Origin of the sequence: Shewanella vaxholmensis, assembly GCF_031932135.1 — a bacterium.
Taxonomy (GTDB): domain Bacteria; phylum Pseudomonadota; class Gammaproteobacteria; order Enterobacterales; family Shewanellaceae; genus Shewanella; species Shewanella hafniensis.
In genome coordinates this window covers 1-16,411 of the sequence record NZ_JAUOEV010000012.1, presented here as the reverse complement: position 1 = coordinate 16,411, position 16,411 = coordinate 1, and the positions used below count along the sequence as shown (strand labels likewise).

14 protein-coding genes are annotated in these 16,411 nt (G+C 47.6%); 8 read left to right on the top strand and 6 right to left on the bottom strand.

Features of this window, described 5'->3' with window-relative positions; all coding sequences use genetic code 11:
* Positions 1-70 precede the first annotated feature (70 nt).
* Complete coding sequence (gene ssb / locus Q4Q46_RS11800; RefSeq protein ID WP_006083192.1) at positions 71-775, bottom strand: single-stranded DNA-binding protein; 705 nt, start codon at positions 773-775, stop codon at positions 71-73.
* A gap of 109 nt (positions 776-884) precedes the next feature.
* Positions 885-2,252: an MFS transporter gene (locus tag Q4Q46_RS11795; RefSeq protein WP_006083193.1), complete on the bottom strand. Its 1,368-nt coding sequence runs from the start codon at positions 2,250-2,252 to the stop codon at positions 885-887.
* Positions 2,253-2,667: 415 nt separating this feature from the next.
* Between Q4Q46_RS11795 and uvrA the strand changes: the two genes are divergently transcribed.
* The 6 genes from uvrA to Q4Q46_RS11765 all read left to right on the top strand — a co-directional run bounded on the left by uvrA (position 2,668) and on the right by Q4Q46_RS11765 (position 10,375).
* Positions 2,668-5,550, top strand: a complete 2,883-nt coding sequence (gene uvrA / locus Q4Q46_RS11790) for an excinuclease ABC subunit UvrA (RefSeq protein WP_311906025.1) — start codon at positions 2,668-2,670, stop codon at positions 5,548-5,550.
* Between the two features lie 183 nt (positions 5,551-5,733).
* Positions 5,734-6,903, top strand: a complete 1,170-nt coding sequence (locus tag Q4Q46_RS11785; RefSeq protein WP_311906024.1) for a M28 family peptidase — start codon at positions 5,734-5,736, stop codon at positions 6,901-6,903.
* A gap of 195 nt (positions 6,904-7,098) precedes the next feature.
* The gene (locus tag Q4Q46_RS11780) at positions 7,099-8,997 is read left to right on the top strand and encodes a DEAD/DEAH box helicase (protein WP_220591926.1); all 1,899 of its coding nucleotides are present in this window, start codon (positions 7,099-7,101) and stop codon (positions 8,995-8,997) included.
* A 141-nt stretch (positions 8,998-9,138) separates the two neighbouring features.
* Positions 9,139-9,294, top strand: a complete 156-nt coding sequence (locus Q4Q46_RS11775) for a hypothetical protein (RefSeq protein ID WP_168825603.1) — start codon at positions 9,139-9,141, stop codon at positions 9,292-9,294.
* A gap of 67 nt (positions 9,295-9,361) precedes the next feature.
* A complete protein-coding gene (locus Q4Q46_RS11770) occupies positions 9,362-9,721 on the top strand; it encodes a hypothetical protein (RefSeq protein WP_168825605.1) in 360 nt (119 codons plus the stop codon).
* A gap of 141 nt (positions 9,722-9,862) precedes the next feature.
* Positions 9,863-10,375, top strand: a complete 513-nt coding sequence (locus Q4Q46_RS11765) for a hypothetical protein (RefSeq protein ID WP_311890589.1) — start codon at positions 9,863-9,865, stop codon at positions 10,373-10,375.
* A 56-nt stretch (positions 10,376-10,431) separates the two neighbouring features.
* On the opposite strand, the gene Q4Q46_RS11760 is transcribed toward Q4Q46_RS11765, so the two are convergent.
* Together Q4Q46_RS11760 and Q4Q46_RS11755 are read right to left on the bottom strand one after the other, a co-directional pair.
* Positions 10,432-11,040 carry an HAD family hydrolase gene (locus Q4Q46_RS11760; protein WP_311906023.1) on the bottom strand — a complete coding sequence of 203 codons (609 nt, stop codon included), beginning with the start codon at positions 11,038-11,040 and terminating at the stop codon, positions 10,432-10,434.
* Positions 11,041-11,071: 31 nt separating this feature from the next.
* Positions 11,072-12,046 carry a DMT family transporter gene (locus Q4Q46_RS11755; RefSeq protein ID WP_259511492.1) on the bottom strand — a complete coding sequence of 325 codons (975 nt, stop codon included), beginning with the start codon at positions 12,044-12,046 and terminating at the stop codon, positions 11,072-11,074.
* Positions 12,047-12,362: 316 nt separating this feature from the next.
* On the opposite strand from Q4Q46_RS11755, the gene Q4Q46_RS11750 reads away from it, so the two are divergent.
* On the top strand, positions 12,363-13,181 hold the full coding sequence (locus Q4Q46_RS11750; protein ID WP_311906022.1) for a hydratase: 819 nt from the start codon (positions 12,363-12,365) through the stop codon (positions 13,179-13,181).
* Between the two features lie 239 nt (positions 13,182-13,420).
* A complete protein-coding gene (locus Q4Q46_RS11745; RefSeq protein ID WP_311906021.1) occupies positions 13,421-14,533 on the top strand; it encodes an energy transducer TonB in 1,113 nt (370 codons plus the stop codon).
* A 17-nt stretch (positions 14,534-14,550) separates the two neighbouring features.
* Here the strand turns inward: Q4Q46_RS11745 and Q4Q46_RS11740 are convergent, their stop codons facing one another.
* Together Q4Q46_RS11740 and Q4Q46_RS11735 are read right to left on the bottom strand one after the other, a co-directional pair.
* On the bottom strand, positions 14,551-14,880 hold the full coding sequence (locus Q4Q46_RS11740; RefSeq protein WP_311906020.1) for a cysteine-rich CWC family protein: 330 nt from the start codon (positions 14,878-14,880) through the stop codon (positions 14,551-14,553).
* A gap of 438 nt (positions 14,881-15,318) precedes the next feature.
* The gene (locus tag Q4Q46_RS11735; protein WP_263167728.1) at positions 15,319-16,140 is read right to left on the bottom strand and encodes a type I restriction enzyme HsdR N-terminal domain-containing protein; all 822 of its coding nucleotides are present in this window, start codon (positions 16,138-16,140) and stop codon (positions 15,319-15,321) included.
* Positions 16,141-16,411: the final 271 nt, after the last annotated feature.

Here is a 16,411-nt window from a genome sequence, read left to right as displayed (position 1 = left end):
AGAAAAAGAAAAAGCCCTGAATAACAGGGCTTTAAATTGTATTTTTTACCGTTTTGGTCTCAGGTGTATTTCAGAACGGGATATCGTCGTCCCAGCCATCATCCAAATCTGGCGTGAAGTTTTGCTGTGGTTGTGGTGCTGGACGTTGTGCCGGCGCAGCTGGCGCTTGATAAGCAGGCGCTGGAGCGGCTTGTGGCTTAGGCGCATAACCACCTTGCTGTGGTTGAGCTTGTTGTTGTCCATATTGCTGCTGAGCAGGTGCTGGCGCAGCATATTGTTGCTGAGCTGGCGCTTGGTAAGCAGGTGCAGCTTGAGGCGCTGGCGCATATTGATTTTGCGCTGGTGCCGCTTGTTGCGGTGCAGATTGGTAACCTGCGTTTTGTGGCATGCCGCCGCCCATTGGCGCGCCTTGTGCTTGGCCACCTTGACCACGGCTACCTAGCATTTGCATGCTACCGCTTTGGTCGATAACCACTTCAGTGCTGTAACGGTCTTGACCGCTTTGGTCTTTCCACTTACGGGTTTGCAGTTTACCTTCGAGGTAAACCTGTGAACCTTTACGCAGGTATTCACCTGTAATTTCAGCTAATTTGCCGAACAGAACCACACGGTGCCATTCAGTACGCTCTTGCTGTTGACCTTGTTGGTCTTTCCACGATTCGCTGGTCGCAACTGTGATGTTAGCGACTGCATTACCGTTTGGCATATAACGCACTTCTGGATCTTGTCCCAAATTGCCAACCAAAATTACCTTGTTAACACCACGACTGGCCATTGAAATCTCCTGCGATTCTTTAAATAATCTATTAATTCAGTATGTTGTTTATCTGTGTCGCCATAGAGGAAAATCAGCTTCCCCAAATATCACACGGCAGACCCAGATATTATTGAGCAGAGCCTAACACAGCTCGTGCTTCTCTTAAATCGAAATGCTCGTCGACCTTAAGATAAGCAACTTTTTCATCAAGCACGACGATCGCTTCGACGACGCCCATGAGCTGTGATAACTGAGCCGCCATATCCCGCGCTTGCGCCTTGTCTTTGACTTCGGCTTCTAAGGTGTAACTCTTTAACAGCACAGGATTTTCCATGCCCAATGTCAGGAATAACCAAATAGACATTAAGATCACAGCAACAATAAACACCCCGACCGCACCCACTAATTGGAAGGCGCCACCGCCCAGCATACCACCACAAAAGGCCCCTAAAAACTGGCTAGTGGAATACACGCCCATGGCCGAGCCTTTTTCACCGACGGGGCAAAATTTGGCAATCAAACTGGGCAATGAGGCTTCTAAATAGTTAAAGCCAGTGAAAAACAGCACCACTGCAAAACTCAACACCCATAAGTTATTAGAGAATAAAGCCATCGCCAGCAGCGCCACTATCATGATCACTAAGGCGATTTGGAACATAGCTTTAGTATTCTTACGTTTAACCCCAATGATGATTAACGGCACCATCAGGAAAAACGCGCCCACAAAAGCCGGGAAATACAGCATCCAGTGTTTTTCTTTCACGAGCCCCGCATCCACCAGATCCAGCGGCAAGGCCACGAATACTGCGGTTAACACTAAATGCAGAATAAAAATCCCCGCATCGAGTCTAAACAACTGGGGATCGGTCAACATACGCTTGAGTCTGGCAGGCGTGGCTAACGTGTCGCCCTTAGGCGCGTGGGAAATCGGATTCGGTACTAAAAATTGCACGATCAACATGCCCGTCACAGCGAGAATCGCCGTGAGGAAGAACAGGCCTGATAAGCCCACATGTTGTGCCACAATCGGCCCGACCAGTAAGGACAGCGCAAAAGAGCCGCCGATACACATGCCGATAATCGCCATGACCTTAGTACGCTGTTCGTCGCGGGTTAAATCCGCCGCCAGCGCCAACACGGCAGCCGCAATCGCACCCATGCCCTGCACTGCTCGACCAAACACCACGCCGTAAATCGAATCAGCATTGGCGGCAATCAAGCTACCAATGGCAAACAGCACCAGACCGATAAGGATAATCGGCTTGCGACCGTATTTGTCAGATAAAATCCCCATGGGGATTTGCAGCACAGCTTGAGTCAGACCGTAGGCGCCGATAGCAATACCGACCCACAGCGGCGAGAAGCCTTCGAGGTGCTGACCATAAAGTGCAAAGACGGGCATGATCATAAACAAGCCCATCATGCGTAAACCAAATACACTGGCTAAAGAAAACGCGACTTTTTTCTCAGTACCCGAAAGTCCGTTGTTACCCATGATTTTGCCCTGGATTGAAGTCTTTTAAGGGGCGCATGTTATCACACCCAAAAGGATTTGCTCAAAAGGAAATAGTGGCCTAAACCACTGCCTGTACAGTTAACTTTTATCCCGATTATCACGGACCTATATTGACCGTGCTCGGGTTAACATGTTTATTTTTCTGCCCTATTTAACGCTCAGGCACAGGGAAACGAGTCTAACATAGTGTTCACATTTGTCCTGTGAGTCAGTACGCAACAACCGCATTAATCTTAGTTAATCCACTCGGTACATAACTGCCACTGTCAGCAAGGTGATTAAAAGCCAGTGCCAGCGCTAGGATTGGTGCCGATCACAGAATCAACTAAACTCAGCCGCGGAACTGTGCGATACTTATGCTCATTTTTTTAAGCATATGGCATTAGAGCGATAGATGGATAAGATTGAAATACGCGGCGCACGCACCCACAATCTCAAGAATATCAACCTGACTATCCCAAGGGATAAACTGATTGTCATCACGGGCTTATCGGGATCTGGCAAATCCTCCCTTGCTTTCGATACTTTATATGCCGAGGGCCAGCGACGTTACGTCGAGTCCTTGTCAGCCTATGCTCGCCAATTTTTGAGTTTGATGGAAAAGCCCGATGTGGACCATATCGAAGGCTTAAGCCCAGCGATATCCATAGAGCAAAAATCCACTTCCCATAACCCGCGTTCCACCGTGGGCACGATTACCGAAATTTACGATTACCTGCGCTTGATGTTTGCCCGTGTGGGTGAGCCGCGTTGTCCGACACACAATCAACCCTTAGCGGCGCAAACCGTCAGCCAAATGGTCGATAAAGTGTTAGAAATGCCCCAAGACAGCCGCTTGATGCTGCTCGCGCCTGTGGTCAACGCCCGTAAGGGTGAACACGTTAAATTGCTCGAAGGTCTATCGGCGCAGGGTTATATCCGTGCGCGTATCGACGGTGAAGTGTGTGATTTAACCGATCCGCCAACCTTAGATTTACACGTTAAGCACACGATTGAAGTGGTCGTCGACCGTTTTAAAGTGCGTGACGATATCAAGCAACGCTTAGCTGAATCCTTTGAAACCGCACTGGAACTCTCCGGCGGCATCGCGACCGTTGCCACCATGGATGACGACACAGGTACTGGTAAAGCAAAAGGCGAAGAACTGATCTTTTCGGCCAACTTCGCCTGTCCGCACTGCGGTTATTCGATGGCAGAATTAGAGCCAAGGATCTTCTCCTTTAACAATCCAGCCGGCGCGTGCCAAACCTGTGATGGTTTAGGAGTACAACAATTTTTCGATCCTGAGCGCGTGATCAGCAACACTGAGCTGTCACTGGCTGGCGGCGCGATTCGCGGCTGGGATAGACGCAACTTCTACTATTTCCAAATGCTCAGTTCACTCGCCGAACACTATAAGTTCGACGTCGAAGTGCCCTATGAGCAGCTCAGCGAAAAAGTTCGCAAAATCGTCCTGTACGGTTCAGGCAAAGATAGCATTGCCTTTAAGTACATCAACGATCGCGGCGATGTGGTGGTGCGTAATCATCCCTTCGAAGGCATTCTCAACAACATGGACAGGCGCTATCGCGAAACCGAAAGCAACTCGGTACGTGACGAATTAGCCAAGTTTATCAATACCCAAGCCTGCCAAAGCTGTGGTGGTTCGCGTCTGCGCGAAGAAGCTCGTAATGTGTTTTTAGGCGATATCAATCTGCCGCAACTCACCACTTGGTCGATTGGCGAAGCCTTAGACTACTTTGAGAAGGTCGAATTTAGTGGCCAAAAGGCGCAGATCGCCGAGAAGATTTTAAAGGAAATCCGCGATCGCTTAGGTTTCCTCGTCAACGTGGGCCTCAATTATTTGAGCCTATCGCGCTCGGCAGAAACCCTCTCGGGTGGTGAAGCCCAACGGATTCGACTTGCTAGCCAAATTGGCGCCGGACTTGTCGGCGTGATGTATGTGCTCGACGAACCTTCAATCGGCCTGCATCAAAGGGATAACGAACGTCTGCTGCAAACCCTGATCCACCTGCGGGATTTGGGCAACACAGTAATTGTGGTTGAGCACGATGAAGATGCGATCCGCATGGCGGATCACGTGATCGACATAGGCCCTGGCGCTGGCGTACACGGCGGCGAAGTGATTTGCGACGGCCCGATTGAGAAAATCATCGCCTGTGAAGAGTCAGTCACTGGCCAATATATTTCCGGTAAGCGCAGCATTCATATTGATACGCCGCGTATTCCGTTCGACAAAACTCAAGTGATTGAGTTATTTGGCGCACGCGGCAACAACCTGCGCAATGTGGATTTAACCATTCCCATTGGTTTATTCACTTGTGTGACGGGCGTGTCGGGTTCGGGTAAATCAACCTTAATCAACGATACCTTCTTCAAGATCGCCCATAGAATGCTCAACGGGGCGACTGTGGATGAGCCATCACCCTATGATCGTATCGAAGGGATGGAGCTGTGCGACAAAGTGGTCGATATAGACCAAAGCCCGATTGGCCGTACGCCACGCTCTAACCCTGCCACTTATACTGGCATCTTCACCCCAATTCGCGAGATTTTTGCCGGAACCCAAGAATCACGTACTCGCGGTTATCAAGTCGGCCGCTTCTCCTTTAACGTTAAAGGTGGCCGCTGTGAGGCTTGCCAAGGCGACGGCTTAATCAAGGTCGAAATGCACTTCCTCCCCGATGTGTATGTACCTTGTGATTCCTGTAAAGGTAAGCGCTACAACCGCGAAACCTTAGAAGTACGCTATAAAGGCAAGAATATTCACGAAGTACTGCAGATGACAGTGGAAGATGCGCGCACTTTCTTCGATGCCGTACCTGCCATTGCCCGTAAGCTGCAAACCTTGATGGATGTAGGTTTGTCCTATGTGCGCCTCGGCCAAAGTGCGACCACACTTTCGGGCGGCGAAGCTCAGAGGGTGAAACTCGCCAAAGAGCTGTCTAAGCGTGACACGGGCCAAACCTTGTATATCTTGGATGAACCGACCACGGGCTTACACTTTGCCGATATCCAATTGCTGCTCGATGTATTACATCGTCTTAAATCCCACGGCAACACCATTGTGGTGATTGAGCATAATCTGGACGTGATCAAAACGGCGGACTGGATTATCGACTTAGGCCCAGAAGGCGGCGGTGGTGGCGGTATGATTTTAGCCACAGGCACACCGGAAGAAGTCGCCGAGCATCCAACCTCCCACACGGCACGCTTCTTAAAGCCACTGCTAAAACGGGATATTGAAATGGCAAAGGCCAATAAAGCCAAGGCATAAGTTACGAGCCCTTGGTCTGAGTACAGTAGAAGCGCAGTCGCATAAGCACTGCGCTTCTTTTTTAGTTCAGCAATCCAATATGCTTATGCTATCGCATACATATAGATCACATTGAATTAGAATCGGATTTAGGCAAAGATGATATTCATCTTCTGGCGAAGGCTTCAGCGATAAGGAATGTCCATGCGTAATAGCACTCAGTCCCCAGTGACTCACCTTATGTTACCGAGGCAACATCAATCACTTTTAAATAAAAACCTAAGCGACATAAACCTTAGTGACATAAACCTAAGCCCATCGACTCAATTCAACCACAGTCGCATCGGTCAGCTACTCGCCAAGTTCACGTTCATGCACCTTATAAGAGATCAATTCCAAAGACTTGGCTTATTAGCACTGGCCTGCTTTGTTGCAACGACTCTCACTGGCTGCGCCAGTTCACCCGAAACCTGTGCGCGTACTGAACTTAAGCTCACTTGGGCCGAACCCTTAGAGTTACAAGCGATTGTCACAAGATTAAGCTCAGATGAATTTGAAGGCCGCAAAACCCAAACCCAAGGTGCAGAAAAAAGTCGTGACTATATAAAGCAGCAATTTCAGTGGCTAGGTTTACAGCCTTGGGGAGCAGACTTTATCGTGCCCTTTGAATATCAAACCTTCTTCACCCAAGAAAATGGCGCCAATGTGGTCGCCACCGCCATGGCGACAGAGCCGACGAATCGATGGCGTATTATCGTCGCCCACTATGATCACTTAGGCATGAGCGGCAGCAAGATTTACCACGGCGCCGATGATAACGCCTCCGGCGTCGCCGCTATGCTGGCGATTGCCAAACATTGGCAGCAGCAATTTGCTCTGCAACCCCATACCTTGCCTAAGGTGAATCTAATGTTTGTGGCAACCGATGCCGAGGAACCGGGGCTCTATGGCAGTATCGCCTTGGTCGAACAACTCAAAACCCGTCTGCCAGAGGCGACTTTTGAGCTGATGTTGAATTTAGATATGGTGAGTCACCCCGGCAGGCCCTATGCGATTTACCTTGAAGGCAGTCGAAACTTCACTCAGTTCTCTCAATTTAAACCTCTACTGAATCAACAGAACCGACTGTGCATTAGGCTCTCCCACCCCAAACCCGTTGGCCGTAGCATACAAAGTACCGATTGGCTGCGGGCATCGGATCACTATTCCTTCCACAAAGCTAATATCCCTTGGCTGTATTTTGGCGTGCCGACCCATCCCCAATATCACACCCCTGAAGATACCGTCGCGACAATCGACATCACTTTTCTTGCAGCAGTGACTGAGTCAGCATTTGAGTTACTTCAATTAAATGCCGAATATTTAAAGAATTAATGGGAAGTGGCGCGTTTCTTGCTCAGTTTTAGCGAAAAAAATGCAGAAAACAGGTTAAATAGCGTGACTCTGATTGGTAAAGTGGCGTCCATGCTGCTATAATCCGTCGTTCGCGGGAAATCGACACGGGGTTGATTTTCTGTCTGTGAAACTATTAGCGCCATTTCGCGCGCGCATCCACAAGGCTACAACCCAATGTCATCCGATGAAAGAACTTTCCGTGAACTCGGCTTATCCGAGAATTTGTTGCGTGCTCTTGACGAGCTAGGTTATGAAAAACCAACGCCAATCCAATCAGCCAGTATCGACCCACTTATGGCTGGCAAAGATATTTTAGGTCAAGCGCAAACAGGTACAGGTAAAACTGGCGCCTTCGCTTTACCACTATTAAACAAAGTTACCAGCCAAACTACACCGCAAATTTTAGTCTTAGCACCAACACGTGAATTAGCCGTGCAGGTTGCTGAAGCGTTCAGTAGCTATGCCAAATTTATGAAGAATTTCCACGTTCTTCCTATCTATGGCGGTCAAAGCATGCAACAACAGTTGAATGCCCTGAAACGCGGCCCACAAGTTATCGTGGGTACGCCTGGTCGTGTTATGGACCACATGCGTCGCGGTACTTTGAAACTCGACTCATTAAAAGCACTCGTGCTCGATGAAGCCGATGAAATGTTAAAAATGGGCTTCATCGATGATATCGAATGGATCCTTGAGCACACGCCAAGCGAGCGCCAACTGGCGTTATTCTCTGCCACTATGCCAGAGCAAATCAAGCGTGTTGCAAACCAACACTTACGCAGCCCAGTGCATGTTCGTATTGAATCAAGCCAAACAACGGTTGAGTCAATTGAGCAGCGTTTCGTGCAAGTATCACAGCACAACAAACTCGAAGCTTTAGTACGTGTATTAGAAGTTGAAAACACTGAAGGTGTAATCATATTCGTGCGTACTCGTAACTCATGTGTTGAGTTAGCCGAGAAGTTAGAAGCCCGCGGTTATGCTTCATCACCACTACATGGTGACATGAACCAGCAAGCCCGTGAGCGTGCAGTTGACCAACTGAAACGTGGCAAGTTAGACATACTGATCGCGACTGACGTTGCGGCCCGTGGTCTTGACGTTGAGCGTATCGGTCACGTTGTGAACTACGACATTCCGTATGATGCCGAAGCTTATGTACACCGTATTGGCCGTACTGGCCGTGCTGGCCGTACTGGTATGGCGATCCTGTTTGTGACAAGCCGTGAAATGCGCATGCTGCGCACGATCGAGCGTTCAACTAACAGCCGTATTTCTCCAATGAAAATCCCAAGCCCAGAGACTGTTGCAGAACGTCGTCTATCTCGCTTAGGTGAGCAATTGGCTGAGACGATCAACGGCGATTTAGATTTCATGAAAGAAGCGGTTGCTCAACTATGCCAACAGTTAGAAGTCGATACCGATCTTCTCGCCGCAGCCTTGTTGCATCAAGTACAACAAGAACGCCCGCTTCAATTGCCAGCAATTCAAGAACGTGCCCGTGATGAGCGCAGTGAACGTACTGATCGCGGCAGCGAGCGTAGCGACCGTGGTGGTGAGCGTGGTGAACGCAGAAGTCGCGAACCGCGTCCAATGCCAGCCAGCTTAGGTACAGCTGAAGCGTTGAAAGACAACCCAGATTTGAAAATGTGCCGTTACGTCATCGACGTAGGTCGTGAGAATGGTGTAGGTGTGGGTAACATCGTTGGTGCTATCGCGAACGAAGCTAACATCGACAGCCGTTACATTGGCGCAATCCAACTTTACGATGCAGTGACCACTGTTGACCTGCCAGACGGCATGCCAAAAGACGTGTTACAGCACCTACGTAAAGTACGTGTTTGTGGCAAGCCATTGAACATCCGTGAAGCTGGCGATCAAGTATTTGTTGATTCAGGCCGTAGCGCGCGTTCAGACCGCCCTGCTGGTGACCGTAAACCACGTGGTGACCGCCCAGCGGGTGATCGTAAGCCTCGCGCAGCATCTACGGGTGACAAGCCATTTGCTGACCGCAAACCTCGTGCAGACAAACCTGCCGGTGAGCGTAAGCCACGTAAACCACGTGAAGACTAATCTAGCTTAAGCTAGAGACTAAAAAAGGAGCCTAGGCTCCTTTTTTGTTGGCTTAACATCGCACTAGCTCAAAGCACACTGGCCAGTTGATATTTCAAGCTGATATAGTCAGTGCAAGAACGCCTAGCTTAAGGATATAAAATGGATTTTTTAGCACTGATCACTTCCCCATTTACCTCGGCACTGCCTGAACTCGCTAAGTCATGCCACAAAGATAAAACGTTATTAATCATGGTACTTGTCGGTTGCACTCTGTTTGCGGGCTTTATTGGAATGTTAGTCGCAATGGCAAATTAACTTGCAGTTAAGCCAACATGTTTATTAGTGTCGACTTAGTCTTTAGCAACGCATCTAGTGTATTTCGATGAAAAAAGCCTTTAACGCCGGCCTGTTATCCGCCTTTGTCGCCCCCGGCAGCGGCCATTTTTACCTAAAACATAAACGCTCGGCACTGGTATTTTTTAGCTTAGCGGTCGTGAGTCTTGTGCTGTTGCTATCGCAAATCTATCAAGTGGCGCAAGTCATCGCCTTAGATATTCAAAACGGCATCTTACCGCTAGATATCGGCGTAATTTCTGCCGAAATCACCCAACAAACCCAGACCACAATTGCCAATGCCAATGAACTGCTCTACGGCTTTATCCTCTGCTGGTTAGTGGCATTACTCGACAGTATTCGGCTTGGGCTTAAGCAAGATAAGCTGGATACACAAAGTAACCGCTAAATACCTTCTGACTCTTAGCGAGGCCGTAGCGACAAAAGCGATTTTGATATTGACCTAACATTTTTAATCAATTGAAAAATTGGATATTAACCTTTAGCTACCATGAAAATAACACCATAAACAGTCAAGATGGATGACGATATGTTAACTGAGCAACAACACAATTTTATCCTAAGTGAAGTGTCACAACCCGTGATTACCATTGCCCGTGAAGTTAATTTTGCCGAGCGCTATGCCTCCATGTTAGCGCGCTTTCCTAAACTCCCTGGCGATTTTAATCCTAAGGTGCCGACGGAGCGTCAACAAATATTGGTTGCCCAGTTCCCATACCCGATCCGCTTTTACACAAGTGAGGGGGGATATTACATGCTAAATGCGAAAAAATTCGCCTACCCGCATATGACACTTATGATGGAGATGCGGCAGTGGGTTACCTTCCGTTTTAACCTATGGCGTGAAGATATGCGCATCGGTGGCGGCTCTTACCAAAAGATTGCCGTGGCAGAGCGGTTAGCACGAGGTGCAGAGATTGACTGGGATAACGACTGGCGTACACAACGCCAGCCATGGTGCTATAACGAAGATCAATTACAGACGGTGCTAACCGAAAGTTTTGCACTATTTGATGACCTTTGTAAGCAATTACCTAAGTAGTCACAGGAGTTAATTGAGATATATGCGGCTAAACAGGTTAACCGCATAGGAATAAATTATTTAGGCCATGCTTTAATCAGGCTGTGGTAGCAAGAGACCAGTAAATCAGCCGCTTGGGCATAATCGGGAATAATTTCAGGGCAATATAATGCGCAGCGGCTACCCGCATTACGCGCGGTTTGCAGATCGAATAGATAATCGCCCACATACAGGATATCTGCGGGCGCGAGTTGCCACTGCTGGCAAATAAGGTGAATGCCTTCGGGATGCGGCTTAGGCTGCACGTCGTAGCGCGTTAACACCAATTCGATATCTATGCCGAGCTTATCGATAGTGATTTGCGCCGCTTCTGGCATATTGCGGGTCAAAATAGCCAAGGGCAGCGACTTAGCCCTTAGGCATTCGATAAGCTCGCGCGCGCCATCGATCCAACTGGCATTGAGTGAGCTTTGTCTCTCGTACTCATGGACGATTTCCAGCGCCTGAGCCTGCTCTTCACCCGCGCTCAGACTATCGACATGGGCCAAGATATCCGTACCAGAATGAATCCCCAACTCCCGCCGTAGCCCAGAAAAATCCGGATTAGAATGCGCTAAGGTGCCGTCGAGATCGAAGATGACCCCACGGATATCCTTAAGTTTTAAATCGCTAAGTCTGGTGATCACTGGCTTTTCCCATTAGGTGAAAATGTACGCCTTAGACAATCTGCAAACGCTTCGCCTGACGATTGCGATACAGTGGCAGTAATTGTACCACCATCACAGACACAATAATGACGCCAATCCCCAGCAGAGATAATCCATCTAATTCATCTGCATGGAAGACTTCTGGCCACCAGCCAATGCTCACCACCAAAGCAGTGGCACTAAAGCTAAATACTGGCGTTAGGGCCAACATGGCACTCACCTGTGCCGTCGGCCAGTACTTCATCGACTGCCCAAAACAGCCATAGGCGATCAAGGTATTGGCGGCGCAAAACAGCGCAATCTGCCACTCGAAGCTGTCCATACTGGCAAACTGACTAAAGTCGCTAAAGGGAGCCATTACGAAAATACCTAAGCCATAGATCACTAAAAGCACGTTCGCGGGCGATAAACGATTCAATAAGGATTTTTGCAACAAGGCATAGCTAGTCCACGACAACGCCGAGAACTGAATGATCATCACCCCAATCCAAACCTGATGATTATTGGCGCCAGATAAATCCAAATACGGATGGAAAAACATCAACATGCCTAAGGCCAGTGTCGCAAAACAGCTGAGTTGCACCGCATTCAGCCGTTCCTTAAAAAACAGCACGCCACCGAAGGCAAGGAAAAAGGGCGAAGTCTGGAAATTCAGCTGGGCAGCACCCGGCGCGAGATAATCGAGTGAGTAAACAAAAGACACATAATTGAGCATCAAAAACACGCCCGCAAGCACTAATCTTAACCAGACTTTAGCATCGAGCGCCGCAAATTGCTTAAGGCTGCCCGCGCTCCATTGGATTAGTATGCTGACCACAAGCGCAACCAAAAAACGAAACCAAGTCAAAGTGACAGGATCGATAAAAGCCCCCGAAAGCTTCAAGGCTATGGGTAACATACCCCAAAATACAATCGCAACAGAAATGAAGAGGAGCCCGAGTTGAGCATGATTATTTGCCGAAGGGGCGTTATGGCTAAGGTTCACGGAGATATCCAGTAGAGACCGCAAAATGGAGCGTCATTCTGGCACTGAGTCAGCGCAATATCTAGCGGCACATCATGGAAACATTCGCGTTAGATTGGATACTTTAGCTGACGCTGATGTGGAGCAAGTTTCAGCATCTTACAATAATTGGAATATTGGCCGCACTCTTGACCCAGCGGCAGCTGATTTACTAGGAAAGCCAACATTGGCATTTCCCGCGATGGCAATAACCGAGTATATTTGGCCGATTAAATGGCTTCTTCACACACTCTCTAGGCCACTTCTTTTTAAGCGAACGCTTTAAATAGGAAAGTTAATGTTATCTACCGCCACGATCGAACAAGTTAAAACGCATATTCATGCCGCAGCCAAAGAATTAGCCGCGCGCCGCGCAGCAGGCACCAGCGGCGATTTACTGCTCCCAGAGCTGAGGCCAACCAGCTTCGAACAGGCCTTCGCCATTCAGCAAACCGTGGCTGCCATCTATAAGGCTAACAATAATCCTATCGCGGCGTGGAAATGCCTATTACCCTCGGCGGAAAAAACCGTCGTAGCGCCTATTTATCAAGCTGATGTGTATCAACAATCTGCCACTTGTCCACTCTATCCGTCGACTAAAGGCCTGGCCCGCGTCGAACCTGAACTCGCCTTCGAGATTGCTCGCGATTTACCACCAAGAGCCACACCTTACACAGAGGCTGAAATCGACGCGGCCTTAGGCCACACACGCTTAGCCTTGGAATTGATCAAAAGCCGATACCACACACCCAGTGAAGCAACGCATTTTGATGCCCTCGCCGATGGCTTAGTCAATCAAGGATTGTGGTTAGGCCCAGTACTTAATCCGCAAAAAGATTTAGAAACCAGCCATTTCGAACTCAGCGTTAATATTGCCAATGGCGAGCAGCTGCAAAATGAAACGCTGCAAAAATTCGCCATTCATCCCAATGGTTTCCCTAAGGCGGGACTCTACTGGTTAGTTAACTTTTTATCCGCCCAAGGCATTGGCCTAACTCAAGGGCAATATGTGATCACAGGTTCCTACGCTGGCGTCCTCGACCTGCCATTGGCGCAGGTTTGTGACTTTGAATACGGCGCGCTCGGGCAATTTACCGTGACTTTCACAGCTAAGTAATTGCGGCGAGTAAAAGCACTTGCGGCTATTCGAACTCATAACGGCTAGTAAAGCGACAAAACACTGATAAATAAGCGAACTCGGTTTCAACTGGGCTCGTTTATTTTTAATCTCAGCTCTCAATTATCAATTCCCAGTTATCAGCATTCCCCCAGCATTATTAACAAAAGCCAAACCGACTTGTCCCATAATGCACATCTATGTATCATCTAACTTCATCAATAATAAGGATATATAGAATGTCGCACGGAAAAATGCTGCCAATAGCCTGTCTTCTTGCCCTCACTTTAGGCACATCTCTTAGCGTGTACGCCTCAGAAAATAGCTTTGCCAAAGCCTATAGTGACTATCAAGCCGCCGTAGAAAAAGGCGATGCTGCTAAGATTGAAGCGAGCGCAAAAGCCGCTTATCAACTCGGTGAAGCTCAATATGCCAAAGACAGTGTCGACTTAGCTAACCTCGCCTTGAATTGGGCCAGCGCGATAGAGAAGCAAGTTGCACCCTACCCATTTACAGAAAAGAATCTACCCAAAACGGCTAAGGCGAATGAGTTGTATCAGCTCGCTCTGGCTAACTATAAAGTTCATTATGGCAAACAAGCGCTTGAGCTTATCGATCCCTTACTGGGCGCTGCGCAAACCGCCGTCGAAGCCAAAGATGCGAAAGAGGATTTTCTTACTGCTATCGCAATTGCGGAAAAATCCGATAAAAAGAAGCTGATCGCCGATGTAAAAATGGCAGCCTTTAACCGCTTATCCAATACAGAGTTATACACCAAAAGCGTAAGACGCTATGCCTTCGATGCCTATGATATTTATAAAGAAATTCTTCCCCAAAATGCATTGGATAGAGTCAAGGCAACCTATGTGGTGGGTGCCGTTGAATATGCCGAAAAGCATGATGACAAAGCGATTCCATTGCTTTTAGAAGTCGTTAAACAATTCGACGCACTCAATTTTAGTCATCCCTATGCCTTGAGTGCCCATGCGTATTTAGTCGAACTGTATGAGCGCCAAGGAAAGCGTGACGAATCCACCGCTCACTGTATTGCTATCGGCAAAATGCGTCCTTGGGCCGACGCACAGGAACAACAACCTATTTTCCGTACCGTCCCAGACTATCCAATGTCCTATGCGCAGCGAGGTAAAAGTGGCTGGGTTCAGCTTAAATTTACTGTTGATGAGCATGGCTTCGTCAAAAATCCTGAAATTTTAGCTTCTAAGGGTGGTGCTCTCTTCGAGAAAGAAACACTAAAAATGATAGATAAATGGCGTTACGCACCTAAGTTTGAAAATGGTAAAGCCGTTGAGGCACAAACCACTGTGCAACTGGATTACACAATCAGTCGATAACTCATTACTTCAGCCCGCTATTTCACCTCATAACCTAGCCCATCGCTCACACTCGATGGGCTTTTTTCATCCTGCGTTGCAAGCTGCCCCTGACTTAAACTCTGCATGAGTTGGTTTAGACAGGTTTGGCAAATACACGCATCGGCAGACGGTAAAATGGGGCTGATTGCCCCTTGCAGCGAATCTGATGCTTGCGCTTGCAAGGCGGCCAAAGGTGGGAACACCTGCTGCGCACACCAACAATCCTCAATACCCTTACCAACAATCACCGCACATTGATTCGCGCCTTTGCACAAAGGGCAAATTTGCGCAGTTTCTAACTTAGGTTGTTCCGATGGCTGAGACACGGTAATCCTTATAGCAAGATAAGTTGTTATAGCGCGGAGATCATAATGGTTTTTCCATAAGCGCGGGATAGATTATTCAATGAAGCAAGGTGCTCATGTCAATTCAGCGTGCAAATTAACACCTCAGTGTTTCTTATCCTTCAATTGGTTATATTCATCAAGTTATCTAACTTAAATTATATTTGGGTGTATTCATTTAGCTCAGAGAGCCGCATTCCTGCGTTATAGCAAATGCGTTCGCAGATCCATACATGATGGGTGCGATTTGTGTTGATACTAATGCTGACTGAATAAGCCTTATATGGCCTTAATAAAATGAGTGGAATGAAGCGTCAATAGATATAACTGTTGGCTAAGGAGCGGGCTTTAGCACGTCCCTGTGATCGGAGCGAAAGGTTTGAACCTTTTGTTGAACAAAGCCACTTTACGAAGATTGCCTTAGCTAGTTTCTTCGGTAGTGGAGAATTTGGCTAGATAGTATTTTGTCAGCACCTCTTTGGACGCTCGAGCATAAAGCTCGCCAAAACATGAAGATAGGGACTCTCTTTCGCATGAAAATATTGGTGAGAGTTGGCCAATTCTTCCTCGTGAAATATGAAAAAGTTGAACGGTTTTACTATCAGTTATCAAGAAAAAATCGCATTGAGTCCAGAGGCAATAGCTTTTGGCTTGGTTGTGTGCATTTAGGAGTTCTTGTTGTTTAAGTAGACGCCCTTCTTTTTTTGCCTCAACCGTTAGCAATGGTTGATTTTTCAATGACTCCTCACTGTTGTTAAATAGAGCAAAATCTATGACAAGGGTTGTATTTCGTGAACCATGGGCAGCGGGAACGGGCATGCCATCGAATCTATCATTCTCCGAATAACCAAGGCGAATTAGCAATGGAATGATGAACTTTGTTTCAACTTCTTTTTCTGTTCGGAGATCTAGTTCTGAAATTTTATCGAACCAGCCATCAGCATTCCATGTTGATAATACTGATGGTACTTGTTGCTCTGGAAGTACATTACAGGATAAATATATCCAGTCCTGCAGTGATATTTCCCAGCGTTCTCCAAACCTAACAATTGGAGGGTTGATTGATAGGCCTTCATAAGTTAACAATTCTGTAATTTTTGCAGTATTAGTGTCTGATCTTTTTTCGTAGCCAAACTTAGTCAGTAAGGTACGTAATTTTAGACGCTTTGATCCTGTAGATGATTTCTCTACATCGAATTTAATTGCACTAGCGATACTTTCATCTGATTGTCTTAAGGGCATACGCAGTCTCAATAAAGGTTACATCTAACAGGGTAATACTCGCACTTCTAATAAAATGAAAACTGTATAGAGTTGGAGATGGGAATGATATGAATAATTCAATTGTGCCAATAAGTTAGCATCGAACTCGGTGTGCTATCAATATTTTTTATTCAAACAGAAAAATGGGACACGCACAACTCTTTCCAGATTAACAGCCAACACCGAGACTACAGAAGTTCATCATCCCCTCGGAGTTGCCGCAGGGCATTTGTGTTCGTTGCGTGATCGA

Coding starts and splice junctions, on each gene's coding strand:
- ssb (WP_006083192.1), bottom strand. CDS start 775: ATGGCCAGTCGTGGTGTTAACAAGGTAATTTTGGTTGGCAATTTGGGA.
- Q4Q46_RS11795 (WP_006083193.1), bottom strand. CDS start 2,252: ATGGGTAACAACGGACTTTCGGGTACTGAGAAAAAAGTCGCGTTTTCT.
- uvrA (WP_311906025.1), top strand. CDS start 2,668: ATGGATAAGATTGAAATACGCGGCGCACGCACCCACAATCTCAAGAAT.
- Q4Q46_RS11785 (WP_311906024.1), top strand. CDS start 5,734: ATGCGTAATAGCACTCAGTCCCCAGTGACTCACCTTATGTTACCGAGG.
- Q4Q46_RS11780 (WP_220591926.1), top strand. CDS start 7,099: ATGTCATCCGATGAAAGAACTTTCCGTGAACTCGGCTTATCCGAGAAT.
- Q4Q46_RS11775 (WP_168825603.1), top strand. CDS start 9,139: ATGGATTTTTTAGCACTGATCACTTCCCCATTTACCTCGGCACTGCCT.
- Q4Q46_RS11770 (WP_168825605.1), top strand. CDS start 9,362: ATGAAAAAAGCCTTTAACGCCGGCCTGTTATCCGCCTTTGTCGCCCCC.
- Q4Q46_RS11765 (WP_311890589.1), top strand. CDS start 9,863: ATGTTAACTGAGCAACAACACAATTTTATCCTAAGTGAAGTGTCACAA.
- Q4Q46_RS11750 (WP_311906022.1), top strand. CDS start 12,363: ATGTTATCTACCGCCACGATCGAACAAGTTAAAACGCATATTCATGCC.
- Q4Q46_RS11745 (WP_311906021.1), top strand. CDS start 13,421: ATGTCGCACGGAAAAATGCTGCCAATAGCCTGTCTTCTTGCCCTCACT.
- Q4Q46_RS11735 (WP_263167728.1), bottom strand. CDS start 16,140: ATGCCCTTAAGACAATCAGATGAAAGTATCGCTAGTGCAATTAAATTC.